The organism is Streptomyces sp. NPDC003038, assembly GCF_040611115.1.
Lineage (GTDB): Bacteria > Actinomycetota > Actinomycetes > Streptomycetales > Streptomycetaceae > Streptomyces.
In genome coordinates, this window is record NZ_JBEXNN010000023.1 from 81,206 (window position 1) to 93,806 (window position 12,601).

12 protein-coding genes and 2 pseudogenes are annotated in these 12,601 nt (G+C 68.2%); 6 read left to right on the plus strand and 8 right to left on the minus strand.

Annotated features, from left to right (window positions below; translation table 11 throughout):
• The first annotated feature begins 25 nt into the window (after positions 1 to 25).
• Positions 26 to 502 (plus strand): phospholipase D family protein, encoded by a 477-nt coding sequence (locus ABZX75_RS25215; protein ID WP_355414251.1) that lies wholly within the window; start codon positions 26 to 28, stop codon positions 500 to 502.
• Between the two features lie 136 nt (positions 503 to 638).
• Here the strand turns inward: ABZX75_RS25215 and ABZX75_RS25220 are convergent, their stop codons facing one another.
• Complete coding sequence (locus ABZX75_RS25220) at positions 639 to 1,070, minus strand: pyridoxamine 5'-phosphate oxidase family protein (protein ID WP_355414253.1); 432 nt, start codon at positions 1,068 to 1,070, stop codon at positions 639 to 641.
• Between the two features lie 1,782 nt (positions 1,071 to 2,852).
• Here ABZX75_RS25220 and ABZX75_RS25225 point away from each other — a divergent pair.
• A pseudogene (locus ABZX75_RS25225) lies at positions 2,853 to 3,013 on the plus strand (MerR family transcriptional regulator); the annotation flags it as partial.
• A 422-nt stretch (positions 3,014 to 3,435) separates the two neighbouring features.
• Here ABZX75_RS25225 and ABZX75_RS25230 read toward each other — a convergent pair.
• Both ABZX75_RS25230 and ABZX75_RS25235 read right to left on the minus strand, forming a co-directional pair.
• Positions 3,436 to 3,930, minus strand: a complete 495-nt coding sequence (locus ABZX75_RS25230; protein WP_355414255.1) for a hemerythrin domain-containing protein — start codon at positions 3,928 to 3,930, stop codon at positions 3,436 to 3,438.
• Positions 3,931 to 4,153: 223 nt separating this feature from the next.
• A complete protein-coding gene (locus ABZX75_RS25235) occupies positions 4,154 to 4,462 on the minus strand; it encodes a hypothetical protein (protein WP_355414257.1) in 309 nt (102 codons plus the stop codon).
• 530 nt (positions 4,463 to 4,992) lie between these two features.
• Here ABZX75_RS25235 and ABZX75_RS25240 point away from each other — a divergent pair.
• Positions 4,993 to 5,247: a WhiB family transcriptional regulator gene (locus tag ABZX75_RS25240; protein WP_355414275.1), complete on the plus strand. Its 255-nt coding sequence runs from the start codon at positions 4,993 to 4,995 to the stop codon at positions 5,245 to 5,247.
• A 140-nt stretch (positions 5,248 to 5,387) separates the two neighbouring features.
• Here the strand turns inward: ABZX75_RS25240 and ABZX75_RS25245 are convergent, their stop codons facing one another.
• Positions 5,388 to 6,392 carry an alpha/beta hydrolase fold domain-containing protein gene (locus tag ABZX75_RS25245; protein WP_355414259.1) on the minus strand — a complete coding sequence of 335 codons (1,005 nt, stop codon included), beginning with the start codon at positions 6,390 to 6,392 and terminating at the stop codon, positions 5,388 to 5,390.
• A gap of 399 nt (positions 6,393 to 6,791) precedes the next feature.
• Positions 6,792 to 7,832, minus strand: coding sequence for a vWA domain-containing protein (locus ABZX75_RS25250; protein WP_355414261.1), 1,041 nt, complete (start codon positions 7,830 to 7,832; stop codon positions 6,792 to 6,794).
• Between the two features lie 711 nt (positions 7,833 to 8,543).
• Between ABZX75_RS25250 and ABZX75_RS25255 the strand changes: the two genes are divergently transcribed.
• A complete protein-coding gene (locus tag ABZX75_RS25255) occupies positions 8,544 to 9,041 on the plus strand; it encodes a hypothetical protein (RefSeq protein ID WP_355414263.1) in 498 nt (165 codons plus the stop codon).
• A 36-nt stretch (positions 9,042 to 9,077) separates the two neighbouring features.
• On the opposite strand, the gene ABZX75_RS25260 is transcribed toward ABZX75_RS25255, so the two are convergent.
• A complete protein-coding gene (locus ABZX75_RS25260) occupies positions 9,078 to 9,872 on the minus strand; it encodes a hypothetical protein (protein ID WP_355414265.1) in 795 nt (264 codons plus the stop codon).
• A 301-nt stretch (positions 9,873 to 10,173) separates the two neighbouring features.
• Here ABZX75_RS25260 and ABZX75_RS25265 point away from each other — a divergent pair, with 301 nt between their 5' ends.
• Together ABZX75_RS25265 and ABZX75_RS25270 are read left to right on the plus strand one after the other, a co-directional pair.
• The gene (locus tag ABZX75_RS25265) at positions 10,174 to 10,407 is read left to right on the plus strand and encodes a hypothetical protein (RefSeq protein WP_355414267.1); all 234 of its coding nucleotides are present in this window, start codon (positions 10,174 to 10,176) and stop codon (positions 10,405 to 10,407) included.
• A gap of 142 nt (positions 10,408 to 10,549) precedes the next feature.
• A pseudogene (locus ABZX75_RS25270) lies at positions 10,550 to 11,442 on the plus strand (DUF2268 domain-containing putative Zn-dependent protease).
• A gap of 275 nt (positions 11,443 to 11,717) precedes the next feature.
• Here the strand turns inward: ABZX75_RS25270 and ABZX75_RS25275 are convergent.
• Both ABZX75_RS25275 and ABZX75_RS25280 read right to left on the minus strand, forming a co-directional pair.
• Positions 11,718 to 11,909 carry a hypothetical protein gene (locus ABZX75_RS25275; RefSeq protein ID WP_355414269.1) on the minus strand — a complete coding sequence of 64 codons (192 nt, stop codon included), beginning with the start codon at positions 11,907 to 11,909 and terminating at the stop codon, positions 11,718 to 11,720.
• A gap of 96 nt (positions 11,910 to 12,005) precedes the next feature.
• On the minus strand, positions 12,006 to 12,353 hold the full coding sequence (locus ABZX75_RS25280; RefSeq protein WP_355414271.1) for a plasmid stabilization protein: 348 nt from the start codon (positions 12,351 to 12,353) through the stop codon (positions 12,006 to 12,008).
• Between the last annotated feature and the right edge of the window lie 248 nt (positions 12,354 to 12,601).

Below are 12,601 nucleotides of genomic sequence, written 5' to 3' on the forward strand. Positions count from 1 at the left end.
CCCCGCCACCGACCCGGTCCTGGACATGCTCAAGCCGGTGAGCTGCGCGGGCGGGACCACCAAGATCCGTGTCGGCATGTATGCCTTTACCCGCCACCAGATAGCGGACCGGTTGGTGGAACTCCGCGCTGCCGGCTGCCAGGTCTATGTCTTCATGAACGACGAAGACGGCAGCATCGGCTCTACGGTCCTCGGCAAGCTCAAGGACGGCCGCCTCAACGCGGTCGCAGGCTGCTACCAGCCGGCGCCGACCGACACCGAGCCGAACAAGGGGTTCGGCCTGCACTCGAAGTACCTGCTCATCGAGGGTACGTACGACAACCTGCCGAACCGGACCCTCGTCTTCACCGGTAGCCAGAACTACACGTACCCCTCGCTGCGCGGCCACGACGAGACGATCCTCGAGATCGACCACGCGCGCGTCTACCAGGACTTCGAGAACAACTTCGATGACGTCCTCAGTGGCCTGGGCACGAAGACCGGCGTCTGCACCGCCCTCTAGCACCTCGGCCGGGCGGCGGCCGCTCCGAGGCTCCTCGGAGCGGCCTGCCTGCCCATCCAGACCTGGTGTCGCTCCTGTGGGCCGGGCGCGCTTTTGGCTACGGGCGGGCCGCAGGTACCACCGACAGCGGCCGGTCTTATACCGCGCCGAGGTCCGAACTCACCCACCGTGCCGGACGCATGTGGAAAATGACCTGCTCGCCGTGGTTCTTCCACGCGTCGTCGACGTAGTCGTCCACGTTCTCGGCCGGCAGGTACCGTGCGGACATCTCCACCAGTTCCTCGCGCGTCGCCGGTACGGTCGAGACGACCGGGCCCTCGACCGACACGTACCGGATCGTCGGCTCCACGCGGTCGACCATCAGGCTGAACCGGCCTGCGGCCTCGATCAGCTCGGCCTTGCGGGAGTCCCGGCCGGTCATGATCCAGATGTCGCCGCCGGGGGCGTACTGGTACCAGATCGGGACCGTCAGCGGTGCGCGTTCACCGTCCGTGCCCGCGTCCACGGCGAGCGCGGCGATGTGGGGTTCGGCGAGGAACTGCTCACGTGCGGTGCGGGACAGGGCCACGGCATCCTCCTTCGGGACGGAAGGTCTACTCCGGGAGAACCCCGTCCCGCCCCTGGCCATTCCCCCGCACGTCCCCCCGCACGGCCCGGCAGCGCAGCGTGCCCCATGAACCGCCCGACGGAGTCCTCTGAGCCGGCAACTCTGTTCGGACATGAGGCGGGGCAGAGCCCGCCCGCGCCGGTCAGGAACCGAGCCCCTCTCAGATTCCGTCGGAGATAAGGTGTTTGCCGGAGCGGACATGGGTCATACGCGCTTCAGGAGCCCCGCCTGGCGAGGGGCTCCTGAGCCGGAAGCGGTCGCGTGCCGTCCCCCAGGTGCGCGGCCCGACTCGGCAGCGTGCACCGTGACTGCCGTCCGGGTCCGGACGGTGACCGGCCCCCGCGTGACCCGCTTCCCCGCTTGGGTGACGTGGCAGTCGGCAGACCCCCGGCGAGGCTTGCAAGGGCAGTTCTCCCCGGGCTCTCGGACCGCGAGCGGTGGCAACGGGCCGGGCGGTACGCCCCGTACCAAGACCGCCCTTGAACGAGCCGCTGCCCAGCGTTCATGCGAAGGGCCGGACACCGTGATGGTGTCCGGCCCTTCGCATGGAACGCTCCGGGGCGGCGGGCTTCGGCCTTGTTCTGCTGGTAGCCGGCCGGGACGGTCGGCCGCTCGTACCGCCAGGTCTCCTCGCCGGCACGCACCTTCCGCTCGACGGTGTCCACCGTGCTGCCCCGTACAGCCCGGGCGACCCCGGGCGCGGTCGCCCGTTCGGGGGTGCGGGGGCGGGGTGCGTGTCGTCTTCGTGCATCGGCTTGCGGGCGCCACGTTCCACGGCTCTGTTCAGTGGTCCTGCAGCCCGCGCGGCGGCGGCCCGCGGGAAAACCCCAGCTCATCGGGGGCAGAGTCGGCCTGGTCTGCCGCAGCGGTGAGTGGGCATCCCCGGCCGCCGTCGGCAGCGGGAGGTTACCTCTGCCATCAGAGCACCGAAATCTATGCTCGCTGGAGTAGACATTGGGTGGTGCTGTGGTTATGGTTTCTCACGTAGCCGAGATCGAGCAGGGCCCGGCAGAGATGAACTGCCGGGCAGTAGTGCGCAGTTCGCAGTGCGGTGCGGTGGTGGAGTTCTGGAGCCAGGTTTGTTGCAGGACGGCGACGGGACTGACGGCCGGACCGGGTGGCCCGCAGTGATGAGGGGCCGCCAGAGCAGTACCGCAGTAAGCAGTTCCCCTAGTTGCAGTTGCAGTAACAGCAGTGCGGTATCCAGTGGTCTCTCAGTGAAGGCGCCTGCCGCGGGCGCGCGTGCTGAGAGGTCCGGCAGTGGGGTTCTAAGCCAGAGCAGACGCAGGATGGGCGACGGGGCTGGCTGCCGGACAAGAGTGGCGCTCGATGGCCACGAGCAGTTCGCAGTACCAGCAGTACCCAGCGGTTCGCAGTACAGCAGTTGAGTGCAGTGTCAGTAGTTCGCAGTGTCAGTAGTTCCCTGTAGTACCCGTGGTAGCAGTACCTACAAGTAGTTGATTCAGAGGAAAAGAACGGAGGAGTGGAGGCGCCATCAGGATCGCCCGGGCGGGCAGTAACAGCCCGGGTACCGCAAGACCTCGGAAGGTAGGTGGTCTCCGGTCACGCATCCGCGATCCCCGCACTCCCGCCCATCCCCCCGGGCAGGCCTGCGGACCCAGTAGGCCGGCGCAGTATCAGGGCCGGCAGATGGTGTTTGTCATTCCTTCGGGGCCCTGGCGCCGTACGGCACCAGGGCCCCTCCAACGTTCCAGCCCTCCACCGGTCCCCCAGTGAGGTGCGATGACAGCAGACGATTCCCTCGGTCGGCTCGATGACGACGACTACCCCGCCCACACCATGGGCCGGGCCGCCGAGATGATCGGCACCACCCCGCCGTCCTCCGCGCTCTGGGCGACGCCCGCCTCATCACACCTTTGCGCTCCGAGGGCGGCCAGCGTCGCTTGGGGGCAGGCGCGCGTGACGCACTCAGGGTGAGGTTCAGGCCAGTACTTGCCGGTAGTGCGTGCAGACGGTGCCGGATGCGATAGTCCTGAACTTCACCGGTGTGTGAACGACTGCCTGCGGGAAGGACACGGCCGTGTTCGCGTTCGATCTTCTACGCCCCAAGACCCTTTTGTGTCCGTTCTGCCGGGCCACTGCCGCCGATGGGACAGCACGGACGCTGTGCACCGCACAGGGATCGTTGTCAGTGACCTGGCATCGGGGCGACTGCCCGCACTACGCGGCGGACCGCATCCTCGCTGAGGACGAGAACTGAGCGGCTGCGCGCGCAGCGCATCAGAAGCCGCTCGCGTACGGCCTGCGCCCCTGTCGGCATTGCCCGCCGACCAAGATCGGTACCCGCTCGGCAGGTGTGAGCGCGTCAGTGCGCTCGGACGACCGCCCGCACGTGGTCGATGTTCCCGCAGTCAGCCTTCAGGTGCTTCTCCCGGTCGCGGAGGAAGACCGCGCCGAGTTCGGCACGGCGCTCGTCCGCCACGTTCACCCGGGCTCCGTTGAGGATGGTGCGCTCCTCCTCGTCGATGTGGTGGGTGATGGCCTTGGCGAGCTCCTCCAGCTTCTCGTCCCACTCGTCGGATCCGACCTCTTCCACCTCCATCAGAGCGAGGAGCGCCTCGTTACCCTCGTGGTGTTCCTCTTTTCCGTGCTCGATTTCCTCGTTGTCCACGTTCCGGTACCGCTTGAGGGCAGGGTAGACCTCGGTCTCCTCCGCCTCTCCGTGGGCGATCAGCAGTGCGGCGAACTCCTTCAGGGCCGCCCCGCGGTCCTCCTCGACGCTCCGCATCCGGCGGAACAGCTCTTCCATGGTGCGGTGGTCCTTGAGAATCACGGCTATTACGTCATGCGCTTCGGGCACCACAAACTCCTGTCGTCGGCTGGTGTTCCGCTGCTACCCCGACGAGGCGCCACCAAGCAGGGACGGCGAGGGCCGGGACCGGCCCGCGGCGCGAAACGGCTCCGCCTGGTCGGCCGACCCTGTCCGCACGGCGCAGGGGGACAGCTGATGGCGGTACCTGCGCGAATGCGTGGAGCGGCCGCGGGGCCGGGTGCGGTCAAGTACTTTCGAGCTGGCAGAAGATTCAGAACTCACCATCGATTCCCGTGACCGCTGGAGGCCCCAGGGGCGCGTCCTTCTCCGAGAACCCCAGCTCGTCGAGGGCGTCGGCTGTCAGGCGGACGGCGTCGCCCTCGGCACTGGCCCGGTCCGGGGCATCGACTTCAAGCCGGACGGAGAAAGTACCGTCCTCGTTGAGTGTGAGCAGGTCCAGGTCCTCCGTCTCGCTCAAGTCGGTGTGATGCGAAGCCAGCCTTCTCACCAGCTCTGAGCGGGCTACATCGTCGACATCCCTCAGGAACGTCCCGGGCACGGTGATGACGTAGGTGGTCACTGCTGCCTCCTGTTGGTTGTAAAGGCTGGGCCTCGTTGTGAGATGCCCCGGTGTCGCGCCTCAAACCCACTCAAGCTCGACAGATCAGCCTGCCGGGCGCCGCCGCACAGCCCCGCTGCGGCATTCCGGACCAGGTCGGCGCCCCGGCCGCTCATCGCTCACGGGGTACGTCCTCAGCCGGGCGCGCCCGGGAGGGCCGTATCTGTGTCCACTCCGCAAACCACCAGGCGCCGGTGACCACGCCGGCCCACACCAGTCCGTTGAGGAAGGCCGCTGGCCACGGGGCATGTTCTGCCCCTCGCTCCACACCTGTCATCACCGCCCAGCTGATCACAAGGACAACCGCGGTACGCACACGTCGATGGCTGAACATGCGACCCACCTACCCCAACCGCAAGCGCTGAACAGAAGGCCGGGCGCCGCCCGTGGACGGAAGAGCCGGCAAGCGGACGCCTCGGGACTGCATAGAGCCCCCGGTATCGGCCAGGAGGGTGGAGAAGGGTTCGGACGAGCTGGATGGAGGCATGACGATGAACTGGCGCCACGAGGCCGCCTGTCGGTGGGAAGATCCCGATCTTTTCTTCCCGGTGGGCTCCAGCGGGCCTGCCCTGCTCCAAATCGAAGAAGCCAAAGCGGTGTGCCACCGTTGCCCGGTCATGGAGAACTGTCTTCAGTGGGCCCTCGATGGAGGCCAGGACCTCGGTGTGTGCGGCGGCATGAGCGAGGAGGAACGCCGGGCCGCCAAGCGCCGGGCGGCTCGGGCCCGCGCGCGATCGGCAGGCTGACCCGCGCCCGGTGCACTGTTCGACGAGTACGAGCCGACCGCCCCGTGGACGCCGTGCCCGAGGGGACGGACCGCACGGATCGCACGGATCGCACGGTAGGGAGAGCGGGGGGCTTCAATCGCCCGGCCGCCGTAACGTGCTCAGCGGGCAGGTCCGCTGCTCGCATCGGACTGTGTGAGGATGCGCCGGAGCCAGCGGGAACGGGCGTTGCGGGCGTCCTGGCTGAGAGCTGCCCGTGGTGCGAAGGTGTCGAAGCCGTGGAAGGCTCCGGGCCATACGTGCAGTTCGGCTTGGCCACCGGCCTGCCAGATCGCATTGGCATAGGCCACGTCCTCGTCCCTGAAGGTCTCGGCCGACCCGACCTCGATGTAGGCCGGAGGCAGCTTGGACAGATCCGTAGCGCGGGCGGGAGCCGCGTAGGGCGGCAGGTCCGCAGCGCCGTACTGGTCGCCGAGCAGGGCCTGCCACGCGGTTGCGTTGGAGGTTCGGTCCCAGGTGTCGATGCCGGCCATCTGGTGGCTGGAGAAGGTGTGGTTGCGGTCGTCGAGCATCGGGCACAGGAGCAGTTGCCCGATCGGTGTGGGGCCGCCTCGGTCGCGGGTGAGCAGGGCGAGTGCCGCGGCGAGTCCGCCGCCGGCACTCTTTCCTCCGATGATGATGCGGTCCGCGTCGAGACCCAGTCCGGCCGAGTGGGCAGCCACCCAGACGAATCCGGCGTAACAGTCCTCCACCGGTCCGGGGTACTGCGCCTGCGGTGCCAACCGGTACTCGACGGAGATGACGGCCAACTCCAGCGTGAGAGCCCATTCGCGAAGCAGCTGCGGAAGTACGGACCACGCATTGCCCATGATCATTCCGCCGCCGTGCATGTAGTACAGCAGCGGCAGCGGCCCGGAGATCCCGGCGGGCCGTGCGCTCACGAGCGTGAGGTCTTGCCCGCCCGACGCTCCCGGCACACGCAGCTCATCTACCTCGAAGAGGCCGTCGGCCTGGAGATCCCGGACCGTCGGCCTGGGCCGGGCCGCGGCATCCCGCTCCTGCCGGGCCGCAAGGTTTTCCAGGGTGAACGGTTCCCTCGCCTCGTCCCCCAGAGCTGCCAGTGCCACACTCAGTTCGGGGTCGAAAGGGGGCGCATCCCAAGCCATGGAGCCAGGGCCGGGCTGCGGCGGCACGCCACCGACACTCATCACAGGCCATCCCGTCGGGCGAGGCAATACCGGCCGGCGCCCTGACCGGAAGGGCTCGCCAGCCCGTCCGTGCGGGTAGGGAACGCTCGCGCGAGGTCCATGCGGCGTAGTCAATCACCTGCCAGGCTGAGGCCACAGCTCCTCAGCGAAGATCACAGGCCGAGACATCACCTTGGGGCGCCGCGAGAACCCATGTTCTGGCTCGCTTTCCGTGGAGCGTGCACGCTTTGTGACGGGTTGACGGTTCGGCTGGAGGTGGGTTGACAGCTCCCGTGCTCCCGCCGCTCCGTACGGACCCGCGGTGCAGACGAACATGACGGATGCCCCGCCAGTTGGACTGGTGGGGCATCCAAGGCGTCAGATCATCAGCAGGAGCCGCGTGCGCGGTACCAGCTTCCGGTTCACGCTGGTGCTCTGCACGAAGATCGTGAAGTCGTCGTTGTGGTCCGGCTTGACGCGAGCTTCTGTGTCACGGAGGCCGAGCAGGGCGCGGGCCGCCGGCCCCGTGTACACCCGGTCCGTCTTCTTTTCCAGTACCGCAATCTGCTTCCGCGCCTGGATCTTTTCTGACTTGCTCAGCTGGTAGAACGCACAACCGGTTCGGTAACTGTGCCCGACCTCGATGACCCAGTCCCGGATCGCCGCTTCGCGGGCGACGGGAATGAGCTGGTACTGGGACGGATCGACCGGGGTGAGACCGGCTGCCTCGATGGTTTCTTTGTTGACCGCCTCTGCACCCGTGGAGAACACCGCCCGTGATCCCCGGATTCCCTTGGTGCGGCCCATCATAAAGTTCTCGGTGGCCTTCAGGATGACCTGTCCGGCTTCCTCCAGGCCTTGTGTGCTCGTGGCGTCCCAGATGGCAATGTTGTCCTTCGGGAAGCCGCACTGCATGGCCTCGCGCTTGCCCATCTGGTCCGGCACAAGGACAGCCAGAGTCCAGTTGTCTTTCTGCGTCTCGATCATCGTGGCCACGGCCTGCACCAGTTCACGAGGGCTCCTGGTAGCGGCATCCGGGCAGCGGTGACTTGCGTTCTCCTGACCGTCGGTCAGTACGAACGTGAGAAAGCTGTGGTCGCCGTAGAGCTGAGCGGTCTGCGCCAGCTCCTGCTGTGACTTCAGCGTGGCCGCCAGCAGAGCCGTCATTCCACCGGCCCGGTACAGCTGCTTCAGGGACGGCATTCGCAGCACGTCCTTGTCGTAGATGACGCACTCCACCTTGTCTGCGAAGACGTACACCGTGACGCGGGTTTCCTGGTCCAGTTCCTGCGATCGGCGGGCCAGATATGCAATCTGCTGGTCGGCGACTTCGACGACCTTACGACTCAGGTGCGACATGGACGAACTGGCGTCCAACACGAGAGCAACGTGATTGATGTAGTTCTGGTTTCCGGACATGAGGGCTCCCCCCGGTTTTCCGACTCGATGCTCCGATCTTCTCATCCACCACTGACAATCGATCTTGGACTCCAGGCCGGACTCCGCCGCAGGAGGACGACCCTCAGGCTCGCACTTCGCATGTCCCATTCTCATTGACGGTGGCCTCTGTCCGGCCTGATCGACAGAACAGTGGGACGGGCTTCTGTCTGATCGTTCGCCGTAGTAGTGCTGATTCTGTTCTCGCTCCATGCAGCGGTGAGAGTTCGTCGTTGAGACGGTGAAGGTAGGGCAGGGGATGTACGTCGGCTGGGAGCGTGGGGCGGCTCGTCCCGCTTGGCCATCAGTCCGAGGTGGCCTCGCCGACGCAGTCCAGGCGGTCTTTCCATCGGCCCCACGTGTGTGACCTCGCGCTTGTCGTGCGCTCGGGCACGTGCGCTTCGGCAGAGTCACACTGGCGCTTCAGCGACACGGAATATGAGCCAGAACCCAAACCCGTGAACAACCGACTTCACGAGTCGGTTCTGGCACACATTCCGTGAGCGATCTTGAGTGCGGCTTCGCCGGGCCCGTGTAACTCCCGATCGGTGCTGGTCATGCGACTCGTTCCGCCGGCTGGCGCGAGACCAACAAGAGCTTTCACGGAATGTGTGCCAGAGCCCACGGCCCGTGAACAAAGCCAAGTGGAGACAGCCCATATCGCAAGTACGGCGGTGATGGTCCCCACCGTCAGTGCCGAGTGACCGCCTCGCGTCGCAGAGGAGCGAGCGGTTCGCCATACCGTTCGTCGGCCGCCATCCGCAGTGGAACCGCCTCTTCGGGCTGCCGGTGCCGGGCGAGTTCAAGTGCCAAGGACAGGGCCGCAAGAGACTTCCCGGTGCCTGCGTCGTCGGAAGGATCGCCGCCGCACGGTTCTTCAAGAAACAGGAGAAGGACACCGACGGCATCGAGCAGCCGCTGTGGCGCACCCGCTGGCCCGCACCCGCCCCGGAGGAGTACGAGCGCGTGCACCCGCCGGTCCTGCTCGTCTTCCACCAGGTGGCAGGTGGGCAAGCGCTCCGCCAAGAGTCAGATGCCGAGGGGCGACCAGCTGCGTGCCTGCGGCCGCACCGTCTGACTGCGCCCGGACGCGGTCCTGCAGCGCACCTCGCCGCCCCGTCGGCGCAGAACGCCCATGGACCGGCATGTGGTTCCCCTGCCCAGCGGGAAGGCGGGACATCCTCGATGTGATCCTGACGCCGCGCAGGCCGCCTACCGGCCCGCGCTTCAGGAGAGCGTGATCACCGGCCGGGTGTAGGGGTCCTCGTCCTCCGCATCGGGGCCGTACAGGAACTCGGCCATCCCGGGATTGCGGTGGGCCGTGGCCAGCGGCAGCCACTCCCGCAGCGCCCCGTAGCCGCCGCAGGCTGCCTCGCCGCCGTCACCACCGTGAACGGCCCCCCAGTCGCTGCTCAGCTCCCTGCCGTAGGAGTCGTACGCGATGTGCAGCCCGAAGGCGTTCGGCTCGTGCCGCACCCCGCCGGTGCCCCCGTACGAGGGCTCCCCCAGCGGGCACTCGCTGCCCCAGCGGAAGAGGGTGTCGGCCCCGGCGCCGCAGGCGTGCTCCCACTCGTCGGCGCTCGGCATTCGCAGCCCGCGTGCGGCGAGCAGACCGGGTAGCTCGTCGGGGAAGGCGTAGAACTCCTCGTCCTCCACGGCCATGAAGAGGCCGGCCACCGTCACGCTCCGAACCGGGCTGAGCTCTCCGGCGAGGAACGCCTTCAGATCGGGTCCGTTGCCGAAGCCCTGGCTCAGGCTCTCCGCGTAGTCCGCCGCCTGCGAGGGCGTGGGCTGCCAGGCGTCCAGGTCGAAGCCGAGCCGCACGGTCCCGCCCGGTATCAGGGCGAAGTCCTGCCCGTCCCGCTCGATCCGCACCCGGTGCAGGGGCCCACCGAGGTGCTCCACGGTCTCGGCCAGGACCAGCCGTCCGCCCACGTGCCCCGCCGCCTCCTGCCCGATGCGACGGGCGGTGGCCAGGTCGATGGTGCGCCACTGGTCGAAGGTCGGTACGGCGAGAGTCATGGACCCGATCCTGCCACCGCCCACTGACAACCGACCCGCAGCCGGCTGAGGGGGCCCTTGGGCGGCATGGTCCGTCGGGGACGGCAACTGCTCCCGATCAGACGGGACCCGAGACCGTACGCCCTACCGACTGCGACGTTGACAGCGGACAACCCGACATCCGCACCCCGCAGGCACTGGCGCGTGCCCTCGCGCGGACGACGGGCGACCAGCCCGTCTTCTTCGCCTACGACCTCGCGGCTTTGTTGTGGGGCGAGGCGCACCGCTGATCCGGCGCTCCTCCCTGACTGACCTGGAGGCTGTGCGGGCGGCCGTAGCCGCGGATGTGGGTATCACGGAGAGCCCCGAGTTCTGGTGGCCGCATGACCGCAGCTGGGTCGTCACCAGTGACGTCGACCTGGTGTCCACCTACGTCGGCTGCTCAGCCAAGGCGGCCGAACACATCTTGAGCGCGCCAGGGATAGAGGCCCTGCCCGTCACCGCGGAGACTCGGGTCGACTTCTACGCCGACGAGGCGAACCACTGCTTCCCATGACCATGACCATGACCGTGACCCCGGGATCCGACGGTTCTGGTGACGCGCCCGGCAGATGACTTGCCGTGCGGGCGGGGGCCGGAGGGACTGAGGGACTGAGGGCTTGATCCTTCCGTAACGTGAGGCCCTACGGTCCCATGTCATGAAGATCATTGTTCATGACACGGCGTCCGCGATGTTCGATCTGCTGCAGCGCCCGCTGGAGGAGCGGCCCGACGCCCTACGGGAAATGCTCAGCCCGCTGCAGAGCGTGATGTCCACGGTGGGCGTGGACGTGGACATGGTCCAGATGCACCAGCTGGGCAGCGGCTTCCGGATCGACCGTGAAGACCCGCGCTACCTGACGGCCCTGGAGCAGATGCGGGACGCCGGGGTGTGGCACCAGATCGAAGACCGCCTCGCCGCGGCGTGGGAGCGACTCAACCGGGCGGCGCCCGGGATCAAGAGCGCCGAGAACGTGCACGTCGTCCTGGTGCTCGGCGACCCCGACGACGAGCTTCTGACGGGCCTCAACGCCGGCTACCTCGGTATGGGCGGTATCCCGGGGGCGATCCAGCTGACGATGTGGCCCACCGAGACCAGCCTGGCGAAGATCGGCTACGTCGCCGCGCACGAGCTCCACCACGACGTGAGCTACGCCAATGTGGTCTGGTATCCGGTGTCGGTAACGGTCGGCGAGCAGGTCGTGGCCGAAGGGCTGGCCGAGGCGTTCGTACGGGAACTGGCGCGGGCGAGCCGGCCATGGGGCCCTGGGCGACGGCGCTGTCCAGCGCGGAACTGGACGACGTCTACGAGAAGGTCGCGGGCGGGATCGACGTGGCCGGGATGCAGAACCTGCCCGCGTACGTATACGGCGACGCCACCGCGCAGCACATGGGGCACCAGCCCGCCGGCCTGCCGGACTTCGCCGGATACGCGGTCGACCTTCGGATCGTGGACGCCCACTTGGCGGCCTCCGGCCTGACCGCCGCCCAGAGCACCGCGCTGCCGGCACGCGACATTCTCGCGAACGCGGGCGTGCCGACCAGCGCGTGACTCGCCCTGCGGATCGCGCACCGGGGGCCACGGAGGATGACCGGGCGCCCGGGGCGCCCGGGCGCCCGCAGGAGGGAGGGCCGGTACAGCGAGCGGCGCCGGTGAGGTACCGCTCGACCGGCAGCGGCGTACGACGGCGACCGGACAGGCAGAGGCCCCCGGGGGGCGCGGCAGCCGCCGCGCCCCCAACTCTCTGGTGCGGCTGCCTGTTCGAGCGTGACCCGTCCGCCCCGTTCTGGACGATCGCTGCCCTGGCAGGCCGCTCTAGGTCGTATTCACTCCTGCGGCCGCTCCCGCTTGGCGGAGCGGCGCTGCGCGCCGGTGTTCGGGGTCAGTGCGTCTGCGGCCTCGCCGTCGCCGGTACCGGGCACAACGGCTTCCTCCGCCTCCTTCCGGGCCTCTTCGTCGCCGCTCTCACCCGGGGACTGCGAGGGTGTGCTCGTCCTCGGGTTCTTGCGCTCGGTCATCTGCTGCTCCTGGGATGCGTGGTGCGGTGGTGCGACAAGCACCACCGGGCGGTGCGCCCGGGGTGAGGCTCCGCCGTGGGTACCGGCGGCGCGGCCTCAGTGGCCGAGAGCGCTCTTGAGCTGCTGCTTGTTCATGGTGGAGCGGCCTTCGATGCCGCGCTTCTTCGCCTCCTCGTAGAGCTCGTCCCGAGTGCGCTCGGACGAAGAGGAGGAGGAGGAGCTGCCGCCACCCGACTTGGACTTCTGCCCGCCGCGCTGCGACGCGGACTTGCCTTGGGTGGAGCTGCGGCTGGACGTCTTCGACTCGCCGGAGCGGGCCCGTTCCTTGTTCACCGTTCGCGAGGCCATCTCCTTGGCGCGGTCCTCGGACATGCCGCGGTCCTCGCCGGACTCCTTGATGTGCTCGTACTGGCGCTCTCTCTTGGCGCTGGATCCTCTTGGCACGACAGACCTTCCTTTCACCAGCAGGGTGATGTCACGGTCAAGCTGCGCGTACCCACATCTGCCCGCGTCTCACAGGAGCGGGCCGCCGGGGCGCGACTTCTCCCTCCATCATGGGTCTGCGGCGCCACTCCGGCCTGCCGCCGACACCCCGTCAGCGGCCCGAAACCCCCCGCGGGGGGGGGCGGGCGGGGGGCGCCGGCCCGCCGGGGGGGGGGGGGGGGGGGGTCGACGGCTAACAACAAGCAAAA

Excerpts from the sequence above, each read along its gene's own strand:
- ABZX75_RS25215 (WP_355414251.1), top strand. The coding sequence starts at position 26 with ATGCTCAAGCCGGTGAGCTGCGCGGGCGGGACCACCAAGATCCGTGTC.
- ABZX75_RS25240 (WP_355414275.1), top strand. The coding sequence starts at position 4,993 with ATGAACTGGCGCCACGAGGCCGCCTGTCGGTGGGAAGATCCCGATCTT.
- ABZX75_RS25245 (WP_355414259.1), bottom strand. The coding sequence starts at position 6,392 with ATGGCTTGGGATGCGCCCCCTTTCGACCCCGAACTGAGTGTGGCACTG.
- ABZX75_RS25250 (WP_355414261.1), bottom strand. The coding sequence starts at position 7,832 with ATGTCCGGAAACCAGAACTACATCAATCACGTTGCTCTCGTGTTGGAC.
- ABZX75_RS25260 (WP_355414265.1), bottom strand. The coding sequence starts at position 9,872 with ATGACTCTCGCCGTACCGACCTTCGACCAGTGGCGCACCATCGACCTG.
- ABZX75_RS25275 (WP_355414269.1), bottom strand. The coding sequence starts at position 11,909 with ATGACCGAGCGCAAGAACCCGAGGACGAGCACACCCTCGCAGTCCCCG.